This is a genomic window from Streptomyces fildesensis (assembly GCF_016107395.1).
Lineage (GTDB): Bacteria > Actinomycetota > Actinomycetes > Streptomycetales > Streptomycetaceae > Actinacidiphila > Actinacidiphila fildesensis.
This window is the reverse complement of sequence record NZ_JAAIKO010000016.1, coordinates 90,980-109,532: the sequence shown is the minus strand read 5'-3', so window position 1 is coordinate 109,532 and position 18,553 is coordinate 90,980. Positions and strand designations below refer to the sequence as shown.

Here is an 18,553-nt window from a genome sequence, read left to right as displayed (position 1 = left end):
CCGGACCACAGGTAACAGCGTCAAACGCCAGGGGCGGTCTGTCGACGTCTGTTCCACTCAGCGGACCCGGGTGCACAATGCCTGACCCCAAACCCGTCGAAATCGCGGAAGCTACCTCCCAGGCCTCCTCCTCCGCGCCTCGATGACCATGGAGCGTCGGCGTTCACTGAGCCGCCTCACCGCTCGGGGCGGCGTTCAGGAGTTTTGCGGCCAGGGTGCGGATCTGGGTGTGCTCGGTGACGGTCAATGACACGGTCAGCGCGGCGAGTTGGTGGTCCATCTCGGCGGTGCACTGGTCGGTGAGTTGCCGGCCGGGCGCGGTGCGGCTGACCAGGACGGCGCGGCCGTCGTCGGGCGAGGGCAGGCGCTGGACCAGACCGCGTTTCTCGGCGCGGGTGACCAGGCCGGTCATGGAGGACTTGTCCAGGCCCAGGGTGGCGGGCGAGTTCGAGCATGCCAAATCGGCGGTCGCGCAGGATGCCGAGGAGGCGGACCTGAATGAGGGAGAGGTCGTGATCGGACGCGATGCGCGTGAGGGCACCCTGCACCAGGAACGACAGCTGGACCAGAGCGTCCACGGTGTCCTGCGGCCTGCCGGACCACTGGTCGTCCGCCGGGTCCGGGGTGTGGCTGGGGGTCATGGTGGCCGCCGCGATGAACCCCGCCATGTCGTCCTGGGTCGCACTGCGCCGCCGCGTCACTCTCCAGCCCGGTGCCACCGTCCTGGTCCTGGGCGCGACCGGCCACGCCGGGCAGCTCGCCGTCCAGATTGCCCAGCACCTCGGCGCCACCCACGTCGTGGCCGCCGGCCGCGATCCTGAGCGCCTTGCTCTCCTGCGCGGCCTGGGCGCGGACGAGACCGTCTCCCTGCTGGGCAACCCTCAGCAGGTCGCCGACCGCCTCGGCCGGGCCGACGGCGACGCGGACGTCGTCATCGACTATCTATGGGGTCCGGCCGCCGAACATGCCCTGCCCGCGTTGCTCACCGCCCGCACCGAGCGCAGCAAGCCACTGGCCTGGATCCAGATCGGCTCCATGGCCGGAGCGGACATCACCCTGCCCTCCTACCTACTGCGCGCGGCGAACCTGCAGATCATGGGGAGCGGCCAGGGCTCGCTCACCACCGCGGGAATCCTCGCCGAACTGCCCTCCCTCGCCGCCGAGGTCGCCTCCGGCACCTTAGCCGTCAACCCCATCGCCCTCCCCCTCGCCCAGGTCGAGCAGGCGTGGAGCATCCCCACCACCTTCGGCCAACGCATCGTGCTCGCCCCCGCCAACTGACCATCCCCTCCTGCGGTAGGTAGGCAGTCCCCGCCGAACACCGCTTCGGCCTTGCCGCTCCGGTAGATGTCCGCGTGGTCGAACGTGTTGATGCCACTGTCCAGGGCCGCTTCCACGGCGGCTTCCGCGACCGCGATGTCCTGCGCGGTGTAGGGCTCGTCGCCCCAGCTGCCGCCCAGCCCCATGCACCCATAGATGAGCCGGCCGGTATCCGTCTGTTCCGCCATCTTCGTCACAGGGCCACCCTATGACCGGACCATCGTGAGGCCGCGGCGGTCGCTGTCCAGGGTCGTCAAGCGCAACGTCCTGCCTGCCGAGGTCGGCAGTCGGGTGCCACGAAGGCGCGGGCGCTGCGCCATCCGGTCGGTTCGGGCAGAAACTTCGGAAGTGTCACCGGCCGAATGCCGATCGTCTCCCTACCGTGAGCACCCCAGGAGGGTTCCCCACAGCAGGAGTGTGAGATGCGTAGGCGCCGGACCTTGCGCGCGCGGTGGCCGGCCGCCATTGCCGCCCTTCCGCTGCTCGCCTCCGCTCTCGCGGGGTGCGGAAGCAGCAGTAGCGGCGGTCCGGTGACGATGAACTGGTACAACTTCCCCGACGATTCCGGCGCGTTGCAACAGGCGGCCGAGCGGTGCAGCCACGCCTCGAAGGGTCAGTACCAGATCCGGTACAACAAACTGCCGCGGACGGCGGACGGGCAGCGGCAGCAGTTGGTGCGGCGATTGGCCGCTCACGACGCCGGGGTCGACATCATGGGCCTCGACGTTACCTGGCCCGCGGAGTTCGCCGAGGCGGGCTGGGTCCGGGAGTGGACGGGAGCGTTGAAGGCACGGGCGACCGCGGACACCCTGAAGGCCGCGGTGCAGACCGCGACCTGGAAGGACCGGCTGTACGCCGTCCCCTACAACTCCAACACCCAGCTCCTGTGGTACCGCGACGACCTGGTGCCGGTGCCTCCGAAGAGCTGGGCCGAGATGCTCGCCCAGGCCGACGCTCTGGCGAAGGCGGGCAAGCCGCACTACGTCGAGATCCAAGGTGCCCAGTACGAGGGACTGACGGTCTGGTTCAACACCCTGGTCACCAGCGCGGGCGGGTCGATCCTCACCCCGGACGCCCAGGCGCCCTCGCTCGGCGCGCCGGCCGTCGTCGCCGCCGGAATCATGCGCGCCACCGCCCGGTCCGCCGCCGCGGACCCGTCACTGTCCAACCAGATGGAGGACGAGAACCGGCTCGCCATGGAGTCCGGAACGGCCGCCTTCGAACTCAACTACCCCTTCGTCTACCCGTCGATGAAGGCCAACCAGCCGAAGCTCTTCCAACACTTCAGGTGGGCCCCCTACCCCGGCGTGACCGCCGGCCGGCCGGCCACCGTGACCATCGGCGGCATCGACCTCGCCGTCGGCGCCTACAGCAAGCACCCCGATCTCGCGTTCCAGGCCACGCTGTGCCTGCGCAACCGCGACAACCAGCTCACCAACGCCCTCAAGGGCGGCCTGCCGCCCTCGCTGCGCAGTCTCTACCAGGCGGCCGAACTGACGAAGAGCTATCCCTTCGCCGCCGACGTGCTGAACGCGCTGGACACGGCGAGCGTGCGACCGCGGACCCCCGCCTACCAGAACGTGTCGATCGCCCTCGCGCACACCCTCTCGCCACCGGCCGGGATCCAGCCCGAGAGCACCGTCTCCGACCTCCGGGGCCAGATCGAGGACGCCCTCGGTTCCAAGGGGTTGATTCCGTGAGCACATCCGCGAAGGCCGCCGCCGGGCACGGCCGCGCCGAACTGTCCGAGGGCGCCCGCCAGGAGCGCCGGCTCGGCCTGCTGCTCTGCGCGCCGGCGGTGATCGTGATGGTCGCCGTCACCGCCTACCCGATCGCCTACGCGGTCTACCTCTCGCTCCAGCGCTACGACCTGCGGTTCCCCGCGCAGGCCAAGTGGGTCGGGTTCGGCAACTACGGAGCTGTGCTGTCCTCGCCGTTCTGGTGGCAGGCCCTGTGGGTGACCGCCCTCATCACGGTGGTGTCGGTGGCGATCGAGCTGGTCCTCGGCATGGCGCTGGCGCTGGTGATGCACCGGGCCGTCTTCGGCCGGGGCACCGTCCGTACCGCCGTCCTGATCCCGTACGGCATCGTCACCGTCGTCGCCGCGTACTCATGGCAGTACGCGTGGACCCCCGGGACCGGCTACCTCGCGGCGCTGCTGCCCGCGGGCAGCGCGCCGCTGACCGACCAGTGGCAGGCCATCGGACTGATCATCCTGGCCGAGGTGTGGAAGACCACGCCGTTCATGGCGCTGCTGCTGCTCGCCGGCCTGGCGCTCGTCCCGGGTGAGACGGTCAGGGCCGCGATGGTCGACGGTGCCACCTTCTGGCAACGGCTGCGGCTGGTGATCCTGCCGCTGATGAAGCCGGCCATCCTGGTCGCCCTGCTGTTCCGCACCCTGGACGCGTTCCGGATCTTCGACAACATCTACGTCCTGACGGGCGGCTCGAACGACACCGGATCGGTCTCGATCCTCGGCTACGACAACCTGTTCACCGCCCTCAACCTCGGCATCGGATCGGCGATCTCGATGCTGATCTTCCTGTGCGTGGCGGTGCTCGCCTTCATCTTCATCAAGATCTTCGGCGCCGCGGCGCCGGGCGGCGAACCGGAGCGGCGATGATGTCCCACCGCGGGAAGACCCTGACCAGCTGGAGCGTCGTCAACCTCATCGTGGTGCTGTATGCGCTGTTCCCGGTCTGGTGGATCGTGGCGCTCTCGTTCAAGGACCCGAGCACCCTCAGCGACGGCAACTTCATCCCGCGCAAATGGACCTGGGCGAACTACCGTGGCATCTTCCAGACCTCGGAGTTCACTCGGGCGCTGATCAACTCGATCGGTATCGCCCTGATCGCCACCACGATCGCGGTCGTCCTCGGCACGATGGCCGCCTACGCGGTCGCCCGGCTCCGATTCCCCGGCAAGCGGCTGCTGATCGGGATGTCGCTGCTGATCGCGATGTTCCCACCGATCTCGCTGGTCTCGCCGCTGTTCAACATCGAGCGGGTGCTCGGGATCTTCGACACCTGGCCGGGACTGATCATCCCCTACATGACCTTCTCCCTGCCGCTGGCGATCTACACGCTGTCCGCGTTCTTCCGGGAGATCCCCTGGGACCTGGAGAAGGCCGCCAAGATGGACGGCGCCACCCCGGCCCAGGCGTTCCGCCTGGTGATCGCACCGCTCGCCGCGCCCGGCGTGTTCACCACCGCGATCCTGGTCTTCATCTTCTGCTGGAACGACTTCCTGTTCGCGATCTCGCTGACGTCCACCACCGCCGCCCGCACCGTCCCGGCGGCGATCGCCTTCTTCACCGGTAGTTCGCAGTTCCAGCAGCCCGCCGGATCCATCGCCGCGGCGGCCGTGGTGATCACCGTACCCATCGTGATCTTCGTGTTGCTGTTCCAACGCCGCATCGTCGCCGGCCTCACCGCCGGCGCAGTCAAGGGATAACCGGCCCACCCGGGCGGGACCAGGAAGGCAGACCGTGGCCGAGATCGTCCTCGACGGCATCACCAAGCGCTACCCCGACGGCGCCCTTGCCGTGAACGACTTCAACCTCACCATCGCCGAAGGGGAGTTCGTCATCCTGGTCGGCCCCTCCGGCTGCGGCAAGTCCACCACCCTCAACATGATCGCGGGCCTGGAGGACATCACCGAGGGCACCCTGCGGATCGACGGGCAGGTCGTCAACGACCGCGCCCCCAAGGACCGCGACATCGCCATGGTGTTCCAGAGCTACGCCCTCTACCCGCACATGAACGTCCGCGAGAACATGGGCTTCGCGCTCAGACTCGCCAAGACCGACAAGGCCGTCGTCAACGCCAAGGTGGAGGAGGCCGCCCGTATCCTCGACCTCACCCAGCATCTGGACCGCAAACCCGCCAACCTCTCCGGCGGCCAGCGCCAGCGGGTCGCGATGGGCCGCGCCATCGTCCGCGACCCCAAGGCCTTCCTGATGGACGAGCCGCTCTCCAACCTCGACGCCAAGCTCCGGGTCCAGATGCGCACGCAGATCGCCGCCCTGCAGCGCCGCCTCGGCACCACCACCGTCTACGTCACCCACGACCAGGTCGAGGCCATGACCCTGGGCGACCGTGTCGTGGTGATGCGCGGCGGCCTCGTCCAGCAGGTCGGCACGCCGCAGCACCTCTACGACGCACCGGTCAACCTCTTCGTCGCCGGCTTCATCGGCTCCCCCGGCATGAATTTCCTCGGTGCCACCCTGGGGAACGGTGTCCTGCGGACCTCGCTCGGTGACCTCCCGCTCGAGGACCGGGCGCGGCGCGTGCTGGAACAGGGGAACGTCTCCCGGGACCTCATCGTCGGCATCCGCCCCGAGGACTTCGAGGACGCCGCCCTGACCGAGCAGCGGGGGGCCGGGCTGGTGTGTACCGCCACCGTAGAGGTGCGTGAGTCGGTCGGCTCCGACGTCTACGTCCACTTCACCGAGGAGGGCGGGCCCGCCGGCTCCGCCGAACTCGCCGAGCTCGCCGCGGACTCCGGCCGCGCGGACACCGGCATGCAGGGACACCAGATCGTCGCCCGCCTCAGCCCCGCCACCCGCGCTGCCGAGGGCGAGCCCTTGGAGCTGTGGATCAACACCCCTCGGATCCACGTGTTCGACCCCGCCACCGGGACCAACCTGACCCACCCCGAACGAGCGGAGGCCTGACCGGCGGCGGCGAGGCGTCGGCGTGCGGCACTGGAGTTCCTGGGTGGGCCCCCGGTCCCGAGCCCGCGCCAAGCCATGGCTGAGCGAACACTATGAACACAAAGATCACCCGAACTTCCACCCGGACTCCTACGCCTCACGGGTCAATGCACGGCCGGGCGGACGCCACTGGCCGGCCATGACCGCCGCCCAGGAGAAGCGCTGGAGCCGCATCGAAGGCGTCGGCATTGCTCCCTGAGGTCTCCGAGGCCGGAGCCATGAGCACCGTCTACCAGGCCCGTTGGATCACCTGCACATCCGAGGCAGCACCTGTGCGCGGCTACTACTTCCCCTGGAAACGCATCGCATCCACCATGGGGCGCCCCCGTTCATGTGAGGATCGATCACGAGTCATTCCACCAGCCGACGTAACGTCGGGGAACGCAGGGAGAGCATCGTGAAGATGGGCATGGTAGCCAGCCACTATCCGCATCCTTCGCACCGCGAAGAGTTCGTCTTACGCGTCCAGCGAGTCGCCGAGGAATTTGGGCGGACACCGGGATGCCTCTCAGCTGACTGCTGGGTGTCCGCCGACGGCGAGGCGGTGGTGTCGATTGTGCAATGGGAGTCCGAGGAGGCATTCGCTACATCGTTCGCAGCGGTCAAAGCGGCAGGGCTGGACATCGCCTACGACGAGCGCGAATCGCGCCCGCGCGAGATCGTCCGACTCATGGCGCCGTAACCCCGGTCCCCCTGGGTCGCTGTTCCAAATGAGCAGTCGGGGCGGCTCGGAGTGGCCGGCTGCCGGTCAGCGGTGAGCCTCCGAAGCGTTTGGACGACACCGGGGATCTCCTGTTCGGGAGCCCCAGTGGGGGTGCATCCGCGAGCCGCGCGGCGGGTTCACGCCGAGACTGGCCGGGCAGGCGAAATGACACGTTCCGGATACTGCGGATGGGAGTGGCGAGGCGGATGCACAGGGGATCGCGCCCACAGCGGGAAAGGCAGTACCCCGCGCGCCGCAGCTTCCTCGGATGCCCGAACTGCCTCAGCCGGCCATGCCATCGGTCACCAGCCCCATCGGCGGGCGCTTTTGATGCTCCCCGTACCATGACTGGTCGTTCACTCGCCGCTGGGCCATCCTGTGGCGCCTTCCCATGGTCCAAGGCGCACAAGGCGGCGCTGACGGCATCGCTCGTACAGGCCGGTCAGAGGTACCGCTCGCGCTGCTCGCTCTCGTTGGCCTGGCCGGACTCCGTGTCTGGGGACGAGAACACCGCGGCAGTTCTCGCACCGTCGCCTTCGGTGTGATGGCCGCATGAGTCCCTCCACCGGAGGGAACGCTACCGGGCACGCGCACTGAGGCGGCGATACGGTCGACCAAAGTCACCGGGGGGCAGCGATGCTGGAAGAGGCGCCAACCGCACTGGCTGCGGTGGGAGGCACTGCTGTTCCGCAGGCCGCGGGCACCGACGGGTCGACCGGGTTCCGATCCCGGGTGGCCCGGTTGTCCGGCCACGGGAACCAGCAGCGCGAGCGCACAGAGCTGGAGCGTCCGGACCAGAGGACCGCCGCTCTGGAGGTGGCGGGCCCCGACGAGGCGCAGGTGGTATGGAGGGGTCAGGAGACATCCTGGCGGAGCGGGACCGCATCGCCGCGGCCCTGTGCGGGCGGGCGGCCAGGACCGGTCACCCTCATGCCTGCCTTGCTCTGGCTCGATTGCTCGAGCAGGCCGGTGACCCGCAGGGTGCAGAACGGCTCTTCCAGCAGGCCATCGACGCCGGGGAGGCTGATGCCCTGACGGCTCTGGCGCGGCTACGCCAGGACGCCGGTGACCTGCAGGGCGCGGAACGGCTGTACCGGCAGGCCATCGAGGCGAGCCACGCCAACGCCTGGACGGACCTCGCGCTGTCCCGTGAGGGGGCCAACGATGCACAAGGCGCGGAACAGATCGTATGGCAGGCAGCGCACGCCGGCTGTCACCACGTCCTAATCGCCGCCACGGCCAGGGGGTTGGGCCGCCCCCAGGCAGAGGGCGGCCCTGCGGCACCGCCCCGGTCACGGGGCGATGATTACCTCGAAGGCTTCGCTGTCGATGATGCGGTCGGACTGTATCGCCCGCCCGTACTCCAGACCCGCGTCACCGTTGTCCTTGTTGTCGACATGGGCCCGGATGCAGGGCGCGTTGTAGGGCGGGGTGGGCTGGGCGGCCCGGTCGACGGTGACGTTCGCGATGTCCCACACGCCGCCGACCGCACGCGGGGTGATGTCTACGCACTGGTTCCCGTCGTTGCCGCCCTGCCAGGACCCGGCGAAGGGGTACTCGTCACAGGAGTCGTTGGGGACACCGGTGGCGCCCCCCACGAACTTGTTCGGCCCGCCAATGCCACAGGTCTTGTCACGCCGTTTGTCGTTCTTCGGGTCGAGAGGGTCGGTGAACCGGTTCAGCGGGTGGTCGTGGTCGCCGTACTTGCCGGTCAGGTTCTTCTGCGCCCACTCATAGGCGATGGCCGCCCCCCGGTACCGGGCCTTGCTGAACGTCACGTTGGCCAGGTGGCCCGGGACGATGCAGCCGGGCCAGCTGCCCGAGTCATCGTCACAGCGAACCTCGATGCCGTTCCACTCCGGGCGGATGTGCGTGGGCGGCCCCGACCCGTTGAGGATGGCCCCCTCCACGCGGTAGGTCGGCAGGATCGTCGTGTTGAAGCCCTTGCCCACGGACGAGCGGTAGCTCAGGGTGCCGTCCTTGCCCTCGTGGAGGCGGCGGAAGCGAACGGCCGCGCCGTCCCAGGCCGACGACCCGGACGTGCACTGGCCACTGCAGGTCGAGCTCAGGGCCATCGTGACGGGGGGCATTTTCTCCGTCATCTCGACGACCTCGGTGATGATGTCCTCCGACCACGCCGCCTGAGGCTGGGAGTCCATGGACGCCGCCGCCGCGACGAACACCGTGGCGTGGTCGGCTACGCTCCCGTCCTTGCCGAGGGCCTCATAGATGACCCAGTGGCGTACGCAGTAGGCCTTGCGGCTGGACTGGCGGGGATCGGTCCCGGTACACATCCCCAGCCCGGGATTCGGCTTGGGATCGGCGGCCTGGGCGCGGGCCGCTGGTGCGAGGGCGGCGGAGGTGGGGGCGGCGGCACCTGCGGGGGCGGTGTCGGTGGTCCTCACGCACGTCCAGGCCGTGCCCTGGCGCTGGAGCGGGGTACCGGGGGCGGTGGCCACGCACGTTCCGTGACCGGGCGGGGCCGCGCTGGCGGGCGGAGCGGCGGTAGCGGGGGCGGTGCCTGCGGCGCACAGGGATGCGGTGAAGACCAGTGCGGCTATCGCCGACAGGCCGCGTCTGAGGTGTTTCAAAAGGTGATCCCTTCCGTCGGTGGCCCCGTGGCGGGCACACCGAAGGTATGGAACCTGGCAACTCCCGTTCATGCCAACCGAGAACGCGACAGTTCTTGATCGCAATTGGCCAGTTGTGGTATGGACCTGCCGCCCTCGGCGGCGCTAGTTTCCCTCACACTCGCCTCACAGACCACACACAGGGGGAAGCAACGATGCGCCGCACAAGAAACCGCCTGGGCAGAGGGCTCGGAGCGCTCATAGCCACCGCGACGGCCGCCGTGGGCCTGGCCGCCACCCCGGCCGCCGCTACCCCGGCCGCCTCCGGGCAGACGATCCAGCCCGGCCAGACCTGCACCGCAGCCGATCTCGGTACCCGCCACCCGGTCATCAAGTCCACCGAAGTGTCCCCGGCCATCACCCACTTCAAGGGCTGGTACGTCACCCAGGGCTCAACCGGTACCCAGACCATCTCCACCAACGTCCAGGAAACCATTTCGGTCTCCGTGGGCGTCAACGGCAGCGTTCAGGGCAGCTTCGCCGTCGAGGCCCTCGGCACCGTCGGCGCGAGCCTCGGCCTGAACGTCCAGGTCAACTACACCACCACCAGCAGCACCAACAAGTCCATCACCTGGGACTTCTACCAGCCCGGCTACTACGGGCTCTACGAGGGCACCAAGAAGGTCACCGGCACCTACGGCAGCCTCAACTGCAACCGCACCCAACAGGGCGACGGCAGCTGGGCGTTGAAGTGGACCGAGGGCCCCGACACCGGCAGCTACACCACCTTCACCACCCTCGAGGAAGGCGCGGTGCGCTGCGAGGACAAGGTCCCCGCCAACAGCATCATGCGCAAGGCACAGGACCTCCTCGACTGCGGCTCGCCCGCCGCCATCGCGAAACACCCGGCTGGGCCGGTCCCCTCGGCGAAGGCCGAGGCCGCCAAGGCCGGGCACGAAGCAGCCGCCAAGGCTGAGAAGAGCGTGAAGGCCACCGGGAGCCCGGCCCCCAACACGCGGGCCGCCCTGGACTGCCAACCCGCCGTCTACAGGATCGACGTCCCCGGCAAGCCCCTGAACTGGAGCGCACCGCTCCTCGCCAACGACGGCATCCGCCTGCGCGAATCCAACTTCTTCAGCGCCCACCTGGACAACTGGCGCCTGTGCAACGTCACGGAGAACAACGGAGTCATCGAAGCGTCCCTGTGGAACTGGGGCAACGGCGGATGCGCGACCGTCCCGGCGAACATCGCCAACCAGGAGCAGGCCTACCTGACGACGGCCACCTGCGGGGAGGACGACCTCCAGCGGTTCTACATCTACCGCGACGTACCCGGCAGCTCGAAGATCGGTCTACAGAACAAGTACACCGGCTCCATGATGGGCCACGACCGTTACGCGGACGGGGAGTTGATCCGCCAGTACTCCAGCGGCCGGCCGGACGGTACGGGTACGTACACCCTGACCGCAGTCTGACCGCCCCCACTCCGTGAGCGCGGCCCCACACGTGACCCCCGGCCGGTTCCGTGCGGGGCCTTCCGCGTCTCTACCCCGAGCCCGACCTCGGGGACCGGGGCCCGCGGCTGAACGTCCCCTGCTGCATGCGGCGAACCCCTGCCAGGGTGGTGCGCGCTTCAACCCGACGACAGAGGCGAGTCAAACCGTGCGTATACAAGGCCTGTTGGCAGTGGCCAACGAGTTCTCGTCTCGGTTCGTCACCGGCCCATCAGACAGGCCCTAGGGGACTTGGCGCGATCGCGCCAGGAGGCCGGCAACCTTCAAGGAGCGGAGCGGCTGCACCAGCAGGCCATCGACGCAGGATGTTCCGATTCCCTCGGTGACCTTGCCGGGTTGCGGGAGGAGGCCGGTGACCTGCAGGGAGCGGAAAGGCTGTACCGGAGATCTGCCGACGCCGGCTACCACCACGCCCTGGGAGAACTGGCGCGATTGCGTTGGGAGGCCGGGGACCCGCAGGAAGCGGAAGGTCTGCACCGGCAGGCGATCGATGCCGGATACGCCCAGACCCTGTTTGACATGGCGGCGTTCCGGGAGCGGGGAGGTGACGAGGAGGGTGCGCGGCGGATGAGGCGGTTCGGACTAGCAGCTGACGGATCGCCCGCAAAGCCATGGGAGACGTGAACAATCGTCGCCATCTCTCGTACGGGCGCGGGGACCGGCGCGGCGTCCCGCGCCCGTTCGTGCCAGGTGCCATGCCCCGACCCGACCCGACCACTATGTGAGTTCCGCGGCCTGTTCGGCATCCGCGCCCTCGGCACCAGGGCTCACTGGGAGTCCGCACCCGCTGATCTGTGTGCTTGCGCGGGCGAGGCGCTTGCGTAGAGCCGGACCCCGGCCCTGACGTTGGAGGCCAGTCGGATCACGCTGCCGTCGTGGAGCGGGCGTATCTCGCCTGCCGGCACCGGTTCTTCGTCGGCCCAGGTGCCGTTGGCGGATCCTTCGTCACGAAGCCAAGCAGCACCTTCCCGGGTCAGGCCGACGGTTGCGTGCGTACGGGAAACGTTGTCGAAGGCTGCGAGTCGGGGAGATGCTGACGTGTGACGGGGGTCCCGTCCCAGCGTGACCTCCTGTCCAGGCTGTACCGAGACGCTTCCGGTGGTGAAGCTCAGGTGCAGTGTTGAAGCGCGGGGTTCCAAAGTCGTGCGCAAGGCATCGCCGGCATCCGAGCGTGTGGAAGGCAGTTCCCTGACGCACTTCATGCAGACCGGGTCGCCCGGGGCGACCGGTGCTTGGCAGTACGGGCAGGTAGTGTGCTCCGGCATCGGTGCCGCGGTGGGACCGGGATTCCCCTGCGGCAGGACCGGCATCCCGGTGGTCACGCCGCCGGGGACCACGAGGACCGTGCCCTGTGTGGTGAGCATGGCCGAGCATTCCGGGCAGGCCACCTCGTCAGCGCCCACATCGGATCCGCATCGGGCGCAGGTCAGGCGCTCCATGATGTCCCCGTCCATGCCACGCCTTTGGCCTCGGCGGCGGCCTTCCATCGGGCCAGGTCTCCGGATTGCGGGATCCCGATCATGCGCAGTTCGCTGCCGTTCGTCGTTGCCTGGATGCGGCGTTGTGCGTAGTGGGCGAGCGCAGCGGGGCCGTAGCGCTCGTGGCCCAGCGGAGTCAGGGTGACGACCTGCTGGTTGTCGGAGCCGCGCAGCGGACTGCCCGTGTTGCGGCGGGCCACGTAAGGGCCCGTTACGACCGCGTCGCACAGCGCCAGCGCCGCCTGGTGGCGGGCGCCGTCGCGCAGTCCGGCCCACGCGTAGCCGGAGAAGACCAGCAGATCGCACCGAACCGCGCTGGAGGCGGCGAGTTCCTTCAGGCCCGCCAGGAGTTCGGTGAGCGGGCCGCTCTGCTGGAAGGGCTCACCGCCGGACACGGTGATGCCGTCCAGCGGACCGGGGAGCCGGCTCACCCAGTCGAGCACCGCCCCCACCTCCACCTCGGAGTCCGGCTCGGGCTCCCACGTGTCGCGGGACATGCATCCCGGGCAGGCCAGCGTGCAGCCCTGGACCCACACACCGGCGCGGACGCCATGGCCGAGCACGCTGACGGGATGGTGCAGTCGGTTCACCGCGATACGCGTCATGTCATCGTCCTTGCTGCTCTGCATGGCCGGTGTCGGTGGTCTGCTGGTCGTGGTCGCTGGTCTTGAGAGTGTTGGTCATGGGTGTCGGCCGTGTCCCGGGGACGGTCAGAGTACGGACGGCCACACCCACGCCCTGCTCGGCCAGCTGGCTCTGCAGGTGTTCCAGGCTGCCGCACCACTGCTCCTCGCGTTCGACGTCGGCGCGTGCGCTGTTCATACTCCGTGTGCCGCCTGTACGGACCACCACGGCACGCAGCTCACGACTGTCGTCATCAAGGACCATGCGGACCTCGTGTTCACGCCAGGACGCATGGGAAACGGCGAACGCCCCCTGCTCGACGGTGACGGTGGAGAAGTCCCCGGAGACCTCATAGCCCATCTCCTGCAGCGACTCGATGAGTACCTGCCGTACGTGGTGCTGTTCCGCGACGTCGCGTACCGTCTCCGCCCAGTGCACGGCCGCCTGGCGCAGGGCAGATTCCAGGGGTTGTTCGGCGCGTACGACCGCCTGAAGGGTTTCCCGCAGCGGAGCGGCCTCCTGGTCCTGGACGTGGCTGAGGACCTGGAGGAACGCGGCGGCGTCCTGGGCGTCTGCCATCCGCCGCTGGGACTCCGCCCGGGCCAGATCCACGCGCCTGCGCAGGTCGTCCAGTCGGTTACGGGCTTCGATGGCCGTGGTCGCGGCGCATACGCGAGCCGCTGCCGCCGTGATGCGCAGGCGTTCCGCATGGGGCACCGCCGGCGGCAGACGGCGTACGGCCCGTACCGCGGATTCACGTTCATCGGCCGCGGGGTCTACGGCATGCTCGTTGCGGTGGCGGTCGCGGGCGGGCCCGGTGGCGGGGTGGGGTGCCGCGGGAGCCGGACGTTCCCCTTGGGCCGGTCCGGTTGTCAGCCAGGCGGCGGCTTGCCGGGCGTCCTGCTCCATCAGCAGGTTCTCCGCCACGGCCAGGGCCTGGTCCGCTGCCGCGCACCAGGCGCGCAGTTCGTGGATCTGCTGGCGAGACAGTGCCAGTGGCCCCGGCAGCCGATGCGGCAGGTGCCCGTAGGCGCTCAGGGCTGCGCCGGTCACCTCGATCCGGGCGTTGCGGGCGAGCACTTCGGCGACGGCCTCCTCCCAGACGGCCTCCGCGCACCGCTGCTGGTCCCAGTGGTGCTGACGCCGTTCCATGGTCGCGCCCACCGCTGTCAGCCCTGCGCTCAGGGCGACCGATACCGCCGCGCCTGCGGCGTATCCCAGAACGGCGCCGACTGCCAGCGGCGCCGCGAGGCCAATCACGGACCCTCCGCTCATCGCTGGCTCACGACCCTGGCGTACGCCGCGGCGTAGCGGCCCCTCCACAGCGCTCGTCTTCGTGACAGGGACCGCAGGTGATAGGTCAGCAGCACCGCGTAGATCACGGCGGGGATGGTGACGAGCACGGACAGGACGACGGGCGCGAGGATGATGACGAGGCAGCCGTAACCGGCGCCTCTGTGCTGGCCTGCGCGGCGGAATCCGCTGCCCGCCTGGCTGAAGAGGGTGTATCCGCGGGCGTACTCCGCGCCGACTTCCCGTGCCAGGGCGACCTCCAGCACGATCTGGATCAGAAGCATGACCACCCCGATGACCAGGCTGGGCAGCGCTGTTTCGGCGGTGTCGAAGGCCTGGGCACCAAGCATGGCCAGGACCACCATGCCCAGCCCGTACAGGGCCAGCGATCCCACCGCTCGTACGGTGGCCGCTGACACCGCGTCGGTGGAGGTCCGTTGGGTCTCCAGATACGCCCAGTGGGCTGCCTGCGCGCGGCGGGTGGCTTCGGCCGCGGCGATCCGCCGCTCGGTCTGCTCGGTCTCGGCGAGCGCGGCCGGAACGAGTTGGCGCAGCGCGACCAGCGCCCCATGACCGCCGCCGGCCTGTCCGCGGGCGACGGTGAACCAGCCGACGGCGGCCGTCCTGGTGGAGACCTGGTCGAGTTGCATCCACAGCCCGGTGGCATCCTCCTGGGTGCCCAGGAGCAGACACAGCAGCGGAGCGAGCACCGTGCGGGCGTCCGGTGCGGCCGACAGCGTCTGCTGGGCGGCCGGGGGAACCGACTGCCGCAGTCCCCCGAGTACCTGCCCGCTGCTTTGGTGGTCCGCGTGCCAGGCGGTGTTGATGCGGCCGAGTTCGGAGGATGCCGGGCAGGCCGACAGTTCCGCCAGGAGGTTCTGGTGCCACAGGGCCTCGACGAGTTGGAGGTTGTCGTCGGCGGCGGTCGGTGCGGCCAGAGCGTGCCGGGCGATCACCAGGAGGTTTTCGCGGTCGATGCGCAGTCCGCGGCACATGGCCGGGGTCTGCGGAGCGAGCGTGCGGAGCAGCCGGAGGACCCGCGCATCAGGACCCAGGGACGGGTCGGTGAGCTGGTGATCGACGAGGTCCTGCAGCTCCTCCACGTCGTACTGGTCGGGGTCGTCGAACTGTCGGAGCCACCTACGCAGCGCGCGCCATCCCTCGGACGGCTGGTGGGCGGGCCCCATGCCGGTGAAGTAGCTGCGGGCCGCCGCGTTCCACACATCCTTCTCGCACAAGGCGGTGGCCAGGTCTTCCGGCGTGGTGTAGCGGACCGAGCGCAGGACCAGGGGCAGGGTGTCCTTGGTGCGGTGCGGTCCGGCGGGCGGTGCGGTGTAGGCGACCACGGGGCTTCCACCGGCGAGCCAGCTTTCGACCTGGGAGGCGCCCCACCGGTCTTCGGGATCACGGGTGAGCAGGCCGGCGCACAGCATCCGCAGACGGGGATCGGTCACGCCGTCAAGGTCGATGCCGCGGAGCATGACAGCGGCGTCGATGGCCGGCTTGACCATGTCCTCGAAAGGCCTCTGGCCCAAGAGGAGTTCGCGGGCCATCATGCCCAGTGCCCACCAGTCGCGGGCTCGCGAGGTCTGGCCGCCGCTGCTCAGCAGCAGTTCGGGGGCGAGATAGGCCAGGGTCCCCGCGGCCGTGGCCTCGGCCCGGGTCTGATCGAGCACCCTGCTCACGCCGAAGTCGGAGAGCGCGAGGTCCAAGGGGCTGCGGGACCGGACGAGAACGTTCTCCGGTTTCAGGTCCTGGTGGATGATGCCGACGCCATGCAGGGCGGACAGCGCCGAGGAGATCTGTCGCACCATCTCGGTGACCAGCGCCGCTGGGTCGCCAACTGCGGTGTGTCCCACGAACTGAGCGAGGTTGCCGCCGCGGACGTACTCCATCAGTTCGAAGTCGCGCTGCCCAGCCTCACCGGTCTCCAGCACCCGCACGATATAGGGGTTGGCCAGCCGTGGGATCTCAGCCCACACCTGGCGCGACGCCTGCTGGCCGCTGCGCCGGTAGATCTTCGCGACGAGTTCACGACCCTGGTCGTCCGCGACGACCATCAGGTTCGCTTCCGCTCCCGCGGCCGGGAGTTCACTCAGCAGCCGGAAGCGGGCAGCCAGTTGTCTCGGAAGGACGGTGAGCATCTCCGGTTCGGCGGACGGCTCCGAAGGTCCCGGTTCCAGGCGCGTACGCAGCGCCTCGGCGGGGACCTGCGGTGTGTTCTCCAGCCGGGTCCGCAGCGCCTCGCGAGGGTCCCGCGGTGTGGTCATCGCAGCGTCACCTGCCAGCCTGCCGAACGGCGCGCGACGTCGGTGATGCACTGCTCGGGCGCCAGATGGTAGCCCTGCGCGAACAAGGCCCGGGCCAGCGGATTGATCAGCGCCATCTCGAGCACCGACCCGATGCCCCGGCCGCCGAAGGCGATGTCCGCCGTGGCGGCTGCCAACAGCGTCTGCCGGGCTTCGGGGGCGAGGGTCAGCTTCACCTTCCGCTCCTTCTCCACCAGGGTGCAGATGCGCTGGATGAGCTGGTCGAAGATCTCCTGGGCGGCGACGGGGTCGATGAAGTTGAACACCACGATGTTGTCGCCCAGCCGGTTGAGCAGTTCCGGACGGTTCAGCTCCTCCGCGATGTGCTCCTTGACGGCCGCGGAGATCCGGCTGACGAGGTCCTCTCGGGTGTCATCGGGGGTGACGTTCTGCACCGGCATGCCCCGCTCGTCGATCACGGACATTCCGAGGTTGGAGGTGAACACCAGGACGGCTTCGGAGAAGTACACCGTGGAGCCGGTGCTGTCGGTGAGCCTGCCGTCGTCCAGGATCTGCAGGAACTTGTCCAGGATCCGCGGGTGGGCCTTCTCGATCTCGTCGAAGAGGATGAGGCTGAACGGCCGCTCGCGGACGGAGTTGGTGAGTTCACCGCCCGCGTCGTGGCCGATGTACCCGGGGGGAGCACCGATCAGCCGCGCCGCGGAGTGTTCTTCGGAGAACTCGGTCATGTCGAAGCGGATGTAGGCCCGCTCGTCCCCGAAGATCAGCTCGGTCAGCGACTTCGCCAGTTCGGTCTTCCCCACCCCGGTGGGCCCGGCGAAGAACAGCACCCCGCGCGGTCTTGAGGCGTTCGAGGCGGCCTGCGCACCCGAAAGTCCCATGACGGAGCGGATGATGATGTCGACGGACTGCCCGATGGCCTCGTCCTGGCCGCGGACCCGTCTCCCGATCCGCTCGGCGGCGGTGTTGAGGCGCTCCCGCAGGAAAGGCTTGCTCCACGGGTTGTCGGAGATCCCCACCCGGTAGCAGCGTGCCGCTGCCTCGATCGAGTCGACAGCGCCTTCGCTGGTACGTGCCAGCCGGACGATCTCCATCATGCTGCGGATGGTCAGGGACTCGGTCTGCTCGGCGAACCGGTAGGCGATGTCGTCCGGGGCGCTGCCGCCGGGCAGCTGCGAGGCGAGCCCCTGGGAGAGCAGTTCGGCGGCCATCTTGCGGTCCCCGAGGTCAGGAAGCGGCACGGCGATCCGCCGCACCGCCATCGAGTCGGCGGTGAACCAGGCCGGGAGGTCCCGGTCGTTGTTCGCCACCCACAGCACCGGGTTGTAGCGCGGGGTCGCCTGGCGGTCCGGCAGCCGCACCGGCTGCGAGGTGTGGGAAAGCTTCTCGCACGCGGCGAAGAAGTAGTGTTCCTCCGGGGAAAGCTGGCGGACGTCACGTACCAGGCGCGAGGCGTAGTCGACCATGATGCCGACCTTGGTGTCCTTGCTGCCGGCCACGGCGCGCACCACACCCAGGAGGCTGTCCAGACTCAGGGGCCTGCCGTTGCCGAGCGAGACTCCGGCCAGCGCCGTGGCGCTCTCCAGGACCGCTTCGTCACCGGAGGGCAGCACCTGAAGTCCGTCGACGGGATCGGCGACCAGCAGGAAGCGATAGCCCAGCGGTTCCATCAGCCACCACAGGGCCTCCCGGACGTCGGGCAGTCGCCAGGACGCCTGGTCGGGCACCAGATAGCGGTCGCGGATGTTGCCGTACAGCACAAGCTGCGGATTGGTCAGGAAACAGGTGCTGGTCTCCCGGAGCCAAGCGGGCACATGGCGCCCCGCGTAGCGGTCGCCGTCTGCGGGATCGCCCTGGCCGGAGTCCTTGGCCAGGAGCGGAGCCCGGGCGCCGGTGGTCATGTGGCGGACCCCTCGTCGTCGGCGTCGTCGGGTGCCTGGGGCGCGGGCACCGTGGGCGGGTCGGATACGGTCACCGAGGCCGGCAGCCCGGACATGTTCGCCGCCGTGGGTCCCGTGGGGCTGTGTCCCCCTCGTCGGAGCACCACGCGGCGGCGCCGTACGGGCC

The 18,553-nt window shown here is 69.3% G+C and carries 15 protein-coding genes and 2 pseudogenes; 9 read left to right on the top strand and 8 right to left on the bottom strand.

All coding sequences use genetic code 11. The features are described 5' to 3' along the window. Positions 1 to 163: 163 nt before the first annotated feature. Complete coding sequence (locus C6N31_RS44035; RefSeq protein WP_232485488.1) at positions 164 to 460, bottom strand: MarR family winged helix-turn-helix transcriptional regulator; 297 nt, start codon at positions 458 to 460, stop codon at positions 164 to 166. A 71-nt stretch (positions 461 to 531) separates the two neighbouring features. Between C6N31_RS44035 and C6N31_RS22050 the strand changes: the two genes are divergently transcribed. Next, on the top strand, positions 532 to 1,281 hold the full coding sequence (locus tag C6N31_RS22050) for a zinc-binding dehydrogenase (protein WP_269285562.1): 750 nt from the start codon (positions 532 to 534) through the stop codon (positions 1,279 to 1,281). A gap of 44 nt (positions 1,282 to 1,325) precedes the next feature. On the opposite strand, the pseudogene C6N31_RS45220 reads toward C6N31_RS22050, so the two are convergent. Beyond that, positions 1,326 to 1,508, bottom strand: a pseudogene (locus C6N31_RS45220) (aldo/keto reductase); the annotation flags it as partial. A 234-nt stretch (positions 1,509 to 1,742) separates the two neighbouring features. Between C6N31_RS45220 and C6N31_RS22040 the strand changes: the two are divergent. From C6N31_RS22040 to C6N31_RS46945, 6 genes and pseudogenes are all read left to right on the top strand, one after another. Further along, entirely contained in the window at positions 1,743 to 3,020 is a 1,278-nt protein-coding gene (locus C6N31_RS22040) for an ABC transporter substrate-binding protein (RefSeq protein WP_198358017.1), read from the top strand. Beyond that, positions 3,017 to 3,943, top strand: a complete 927-nt coding sequence (locus C6N31_RS22035) for a carbohydrate ABC transporter permease (protein ID WP_307811523.1) — start codon at positions 3,017 to 3,019, stop codon at positions 3,941 to 3,943. Before C6N31_RS22040 ends, C6N31_RS22035 begins: the two co-directional genes overlap by 4 nt. Then, on the top strand, positions 3,943 to 4,773 hold the full coding sequence (locus C6N31_RS22030; RefSeq protein WP_187145235.1) for a carbohydrate ABC transporter permease: 831 nt from the start codon (positions 3,943 to 3,945) through the stop codon (positions 4,771 to 4,773). The genes C6N31_RS22035 and C6N31_RS22030 overlap by 1 nt, the downstream gene beginning before the upstream one ends. Positions 4,774 to 4,807: 34 nt before the next feature. Beyond that, positions 4,808 to 5,995 (top strand): ABC transporter ATP-binding protein, encoded by a 1,188-nt coding sequence (locus C6N31_RS22025; protein WP_138351691.1) that lies wholly within the window; start codon positions 4,808 to 4,810, stop codon positions 5,993 to 5,995. Between the two features lie 442 nt (positions 5,996 to 6,437). Beyond that, the gene (locus C6N31_RS22020; protein ID WP_203672259.1) at positions 6,438 to 6,716 is read left to right on the top strand and encodes an antibiotic biosynthesis monooxygenase family protein; all 279 of its coding nucleotides are present in this window, start codon (positions 6,438 to 6,440) and stop codon (positions 6,714 to 6,716) included. Positions 6,717 to 7,582: 866 nt separating this feature from the next. Then, positions 7,583 to 7,738 (top strand): annotated as a pseudogene (locus C6N31_RS46945) (hypothetical protein); the annotation flags it as partial. A 291-nt stretch (positions 7,739 to 8,029) separates the two neighbouring features. On the opposite strand, the gene C6N31_RS22015 reads toward C6N31_RS46945, so the two are convergent. Next, complete coding sequence (locus C6N31_RS22015) at positions 8,030 to 9,328, bottom strand: NucA/NucB deoxyribonuclease domain-containing protein (RefSeq protein ID WP_138351694.1); 1,299 nt, start codon at positions 9,326 to 9,328, stop codon at positions 8,030 to 8,032. Between the two features lie 194 nt (positions 9,329 to 9,522). Between C6N31_RS22015 and C6N31_RS22010 the strand changes: the two genes are divergently transcribed. Further along, positions 9,523 to 10,782 carry a hypothetical protein gene (locus C6N31_RS22010; protein WP_198358016.1) on the top strand — a complete coding sequence of 420 codons (1,260 nt, stop codon included), beginning with the start codon at positions 9,523 to 9,525 and terminating at the stop codon, positions 10,780 to 10,782. Positions 10,783 to 11,052: 270 nt separating this feature from the next. Continuing rightward, positions 11,053 to 11,445, top strand: a complete 393-nt coding sequence (locus tag C6N31_RS22005; RefSeq protein WP_187144682.1) for a tetratricopeptide repeat protein — start codon at positions 11,053 to 11,055, stop codon at positions 11,443 to 11,445. A 143-nt stretch (positions 11,446 to 11,588) separates the two neighbouring features. On the opposite strand, the gene C6N31_RS46940 is transcribed toward C6N31_RS22005, so the two are convergent. The 5 genes from C6N31_RS46940 to C6N31_RS21980 all read right to left on the bottom strand — a co-directional run bounded on the left by C6N31_RS46940 (position 11,589) and on the right by C6N31_RS21980 (position 18,387). After that, a complete protein-coding gene (locus C6N31_RS46940; protein WP_381587058.1) occupies positions 11,589 to 12,023 on the bottom strand; it encodes an FHA domain-containing protein in 435 nt (144 codons plus the stop codon). Positions 12,024 to 12,247: 224 nt separating this feature from the next. Then, a complete protein-coding gene (locus tag C6N31_RS21995) occupies positions 12,248 to 12,904 on the bottom strand; it encodes a 4Fe-4S single cluster domain-containing protein (RefSeq protein ID WP_198358014.1) in 657 nt (218 codons plus the stop codon). A gap of 1 nt (position 12,905) precedes the next feature. Beyond that, positions 12,906 to 14,183, bottom strand: coding sequence for a hypothetical protein (locus C6N31_RS21990; protein ID WP_198358013.1), 1,278 nt, complete (start codon positions 14,181 to 14,183; stop codon positions 12,906 to 12,908). Between the two features lie 11 nt (positions 14,184 to 14,194). Then, on the bottom strand, positions 14,195 to 16,486 hold the full coding sequence (locus tag C6N31_RS21985; protein ID WP_138351700.1) for a serine/threonine-protein kinase: 2,292 nt from the start codon (positions 16,484 to 16,486) through the stop codon (positions 14,195 to 14,197). Further along, complete coding sequence (locus C6N31_RS21980) at positions 16,483 to 18,387, bottom strand: AAA family ATPase (protein WP_198358012.1); 1,905 nt, start codon at positions 18,385 to 18,387, stop codon at positions 16,483 to 16,485. Before C6N31_RS21980 ends, C6N31_RS21985 begins: the two co-directional genes overlap by 4 nt. Positions 18,388 to 18,553 lie beyond the last annotated feature (166 nt).

Coding starts and splice junctions, on each gene's coding strand:
- C6N31_RS22040 (WP_198358017.1), top strand. CDS start 1,743: ATGCGTAGGCGCCGGACCTTGCGCGCGCGGTGGCCGGCCGCCATTGCC.
- C6N31_RS22030 (WP_187145235.1), top strand. CDS start 3,943: ATGTCCCACCGCGGGAAGACCCTGACCAGCTGGAGCGTCGTCAACCTC.
- C6N31_RS22020 (WP_203672259.1), top strand. CDS start 6,438: ATGGGCATGGTAGCCAGCCACTATCCGCATCCTTCGCACCGCGAAGAG.
- C6N31_RS22010 (WP_198358016.1), top strand. CDS start 9,523: ATGCGCCGCACAAGAAACCGCCTGGGCAGAGGGCTCGGAGCGCTCATA.
- C6N31_RS46940 (WP_381587058.1), bottom strand. CDS start 12,023: ATGAAGTGCGTCAGGGAACTGCCTTCCACACGCTCGGATGCCGGCGAT.
- C6N31_RS21995 (WP_198358014.1), bottom strand. CDS start 12,904: ATGACGCGTATCGCGGTGAACCGACTGCACCATCCCGTCAGCGTGCTC.
- C6N31_RS21985 (WP_138351700.1), bottom strand. CDS start 16,486: ATGACCACACCGCGGGACCCTCGCGAGGCGCTGCGGACCCGGCTGGAG.
- C6N31_RS21980 (WP_198358012.1), bottom strand. CDS start 18,387: ATGACCACCGGCGCCCGGGCTCCGCTCCTGGCCAAGGACTCCGGCCAG.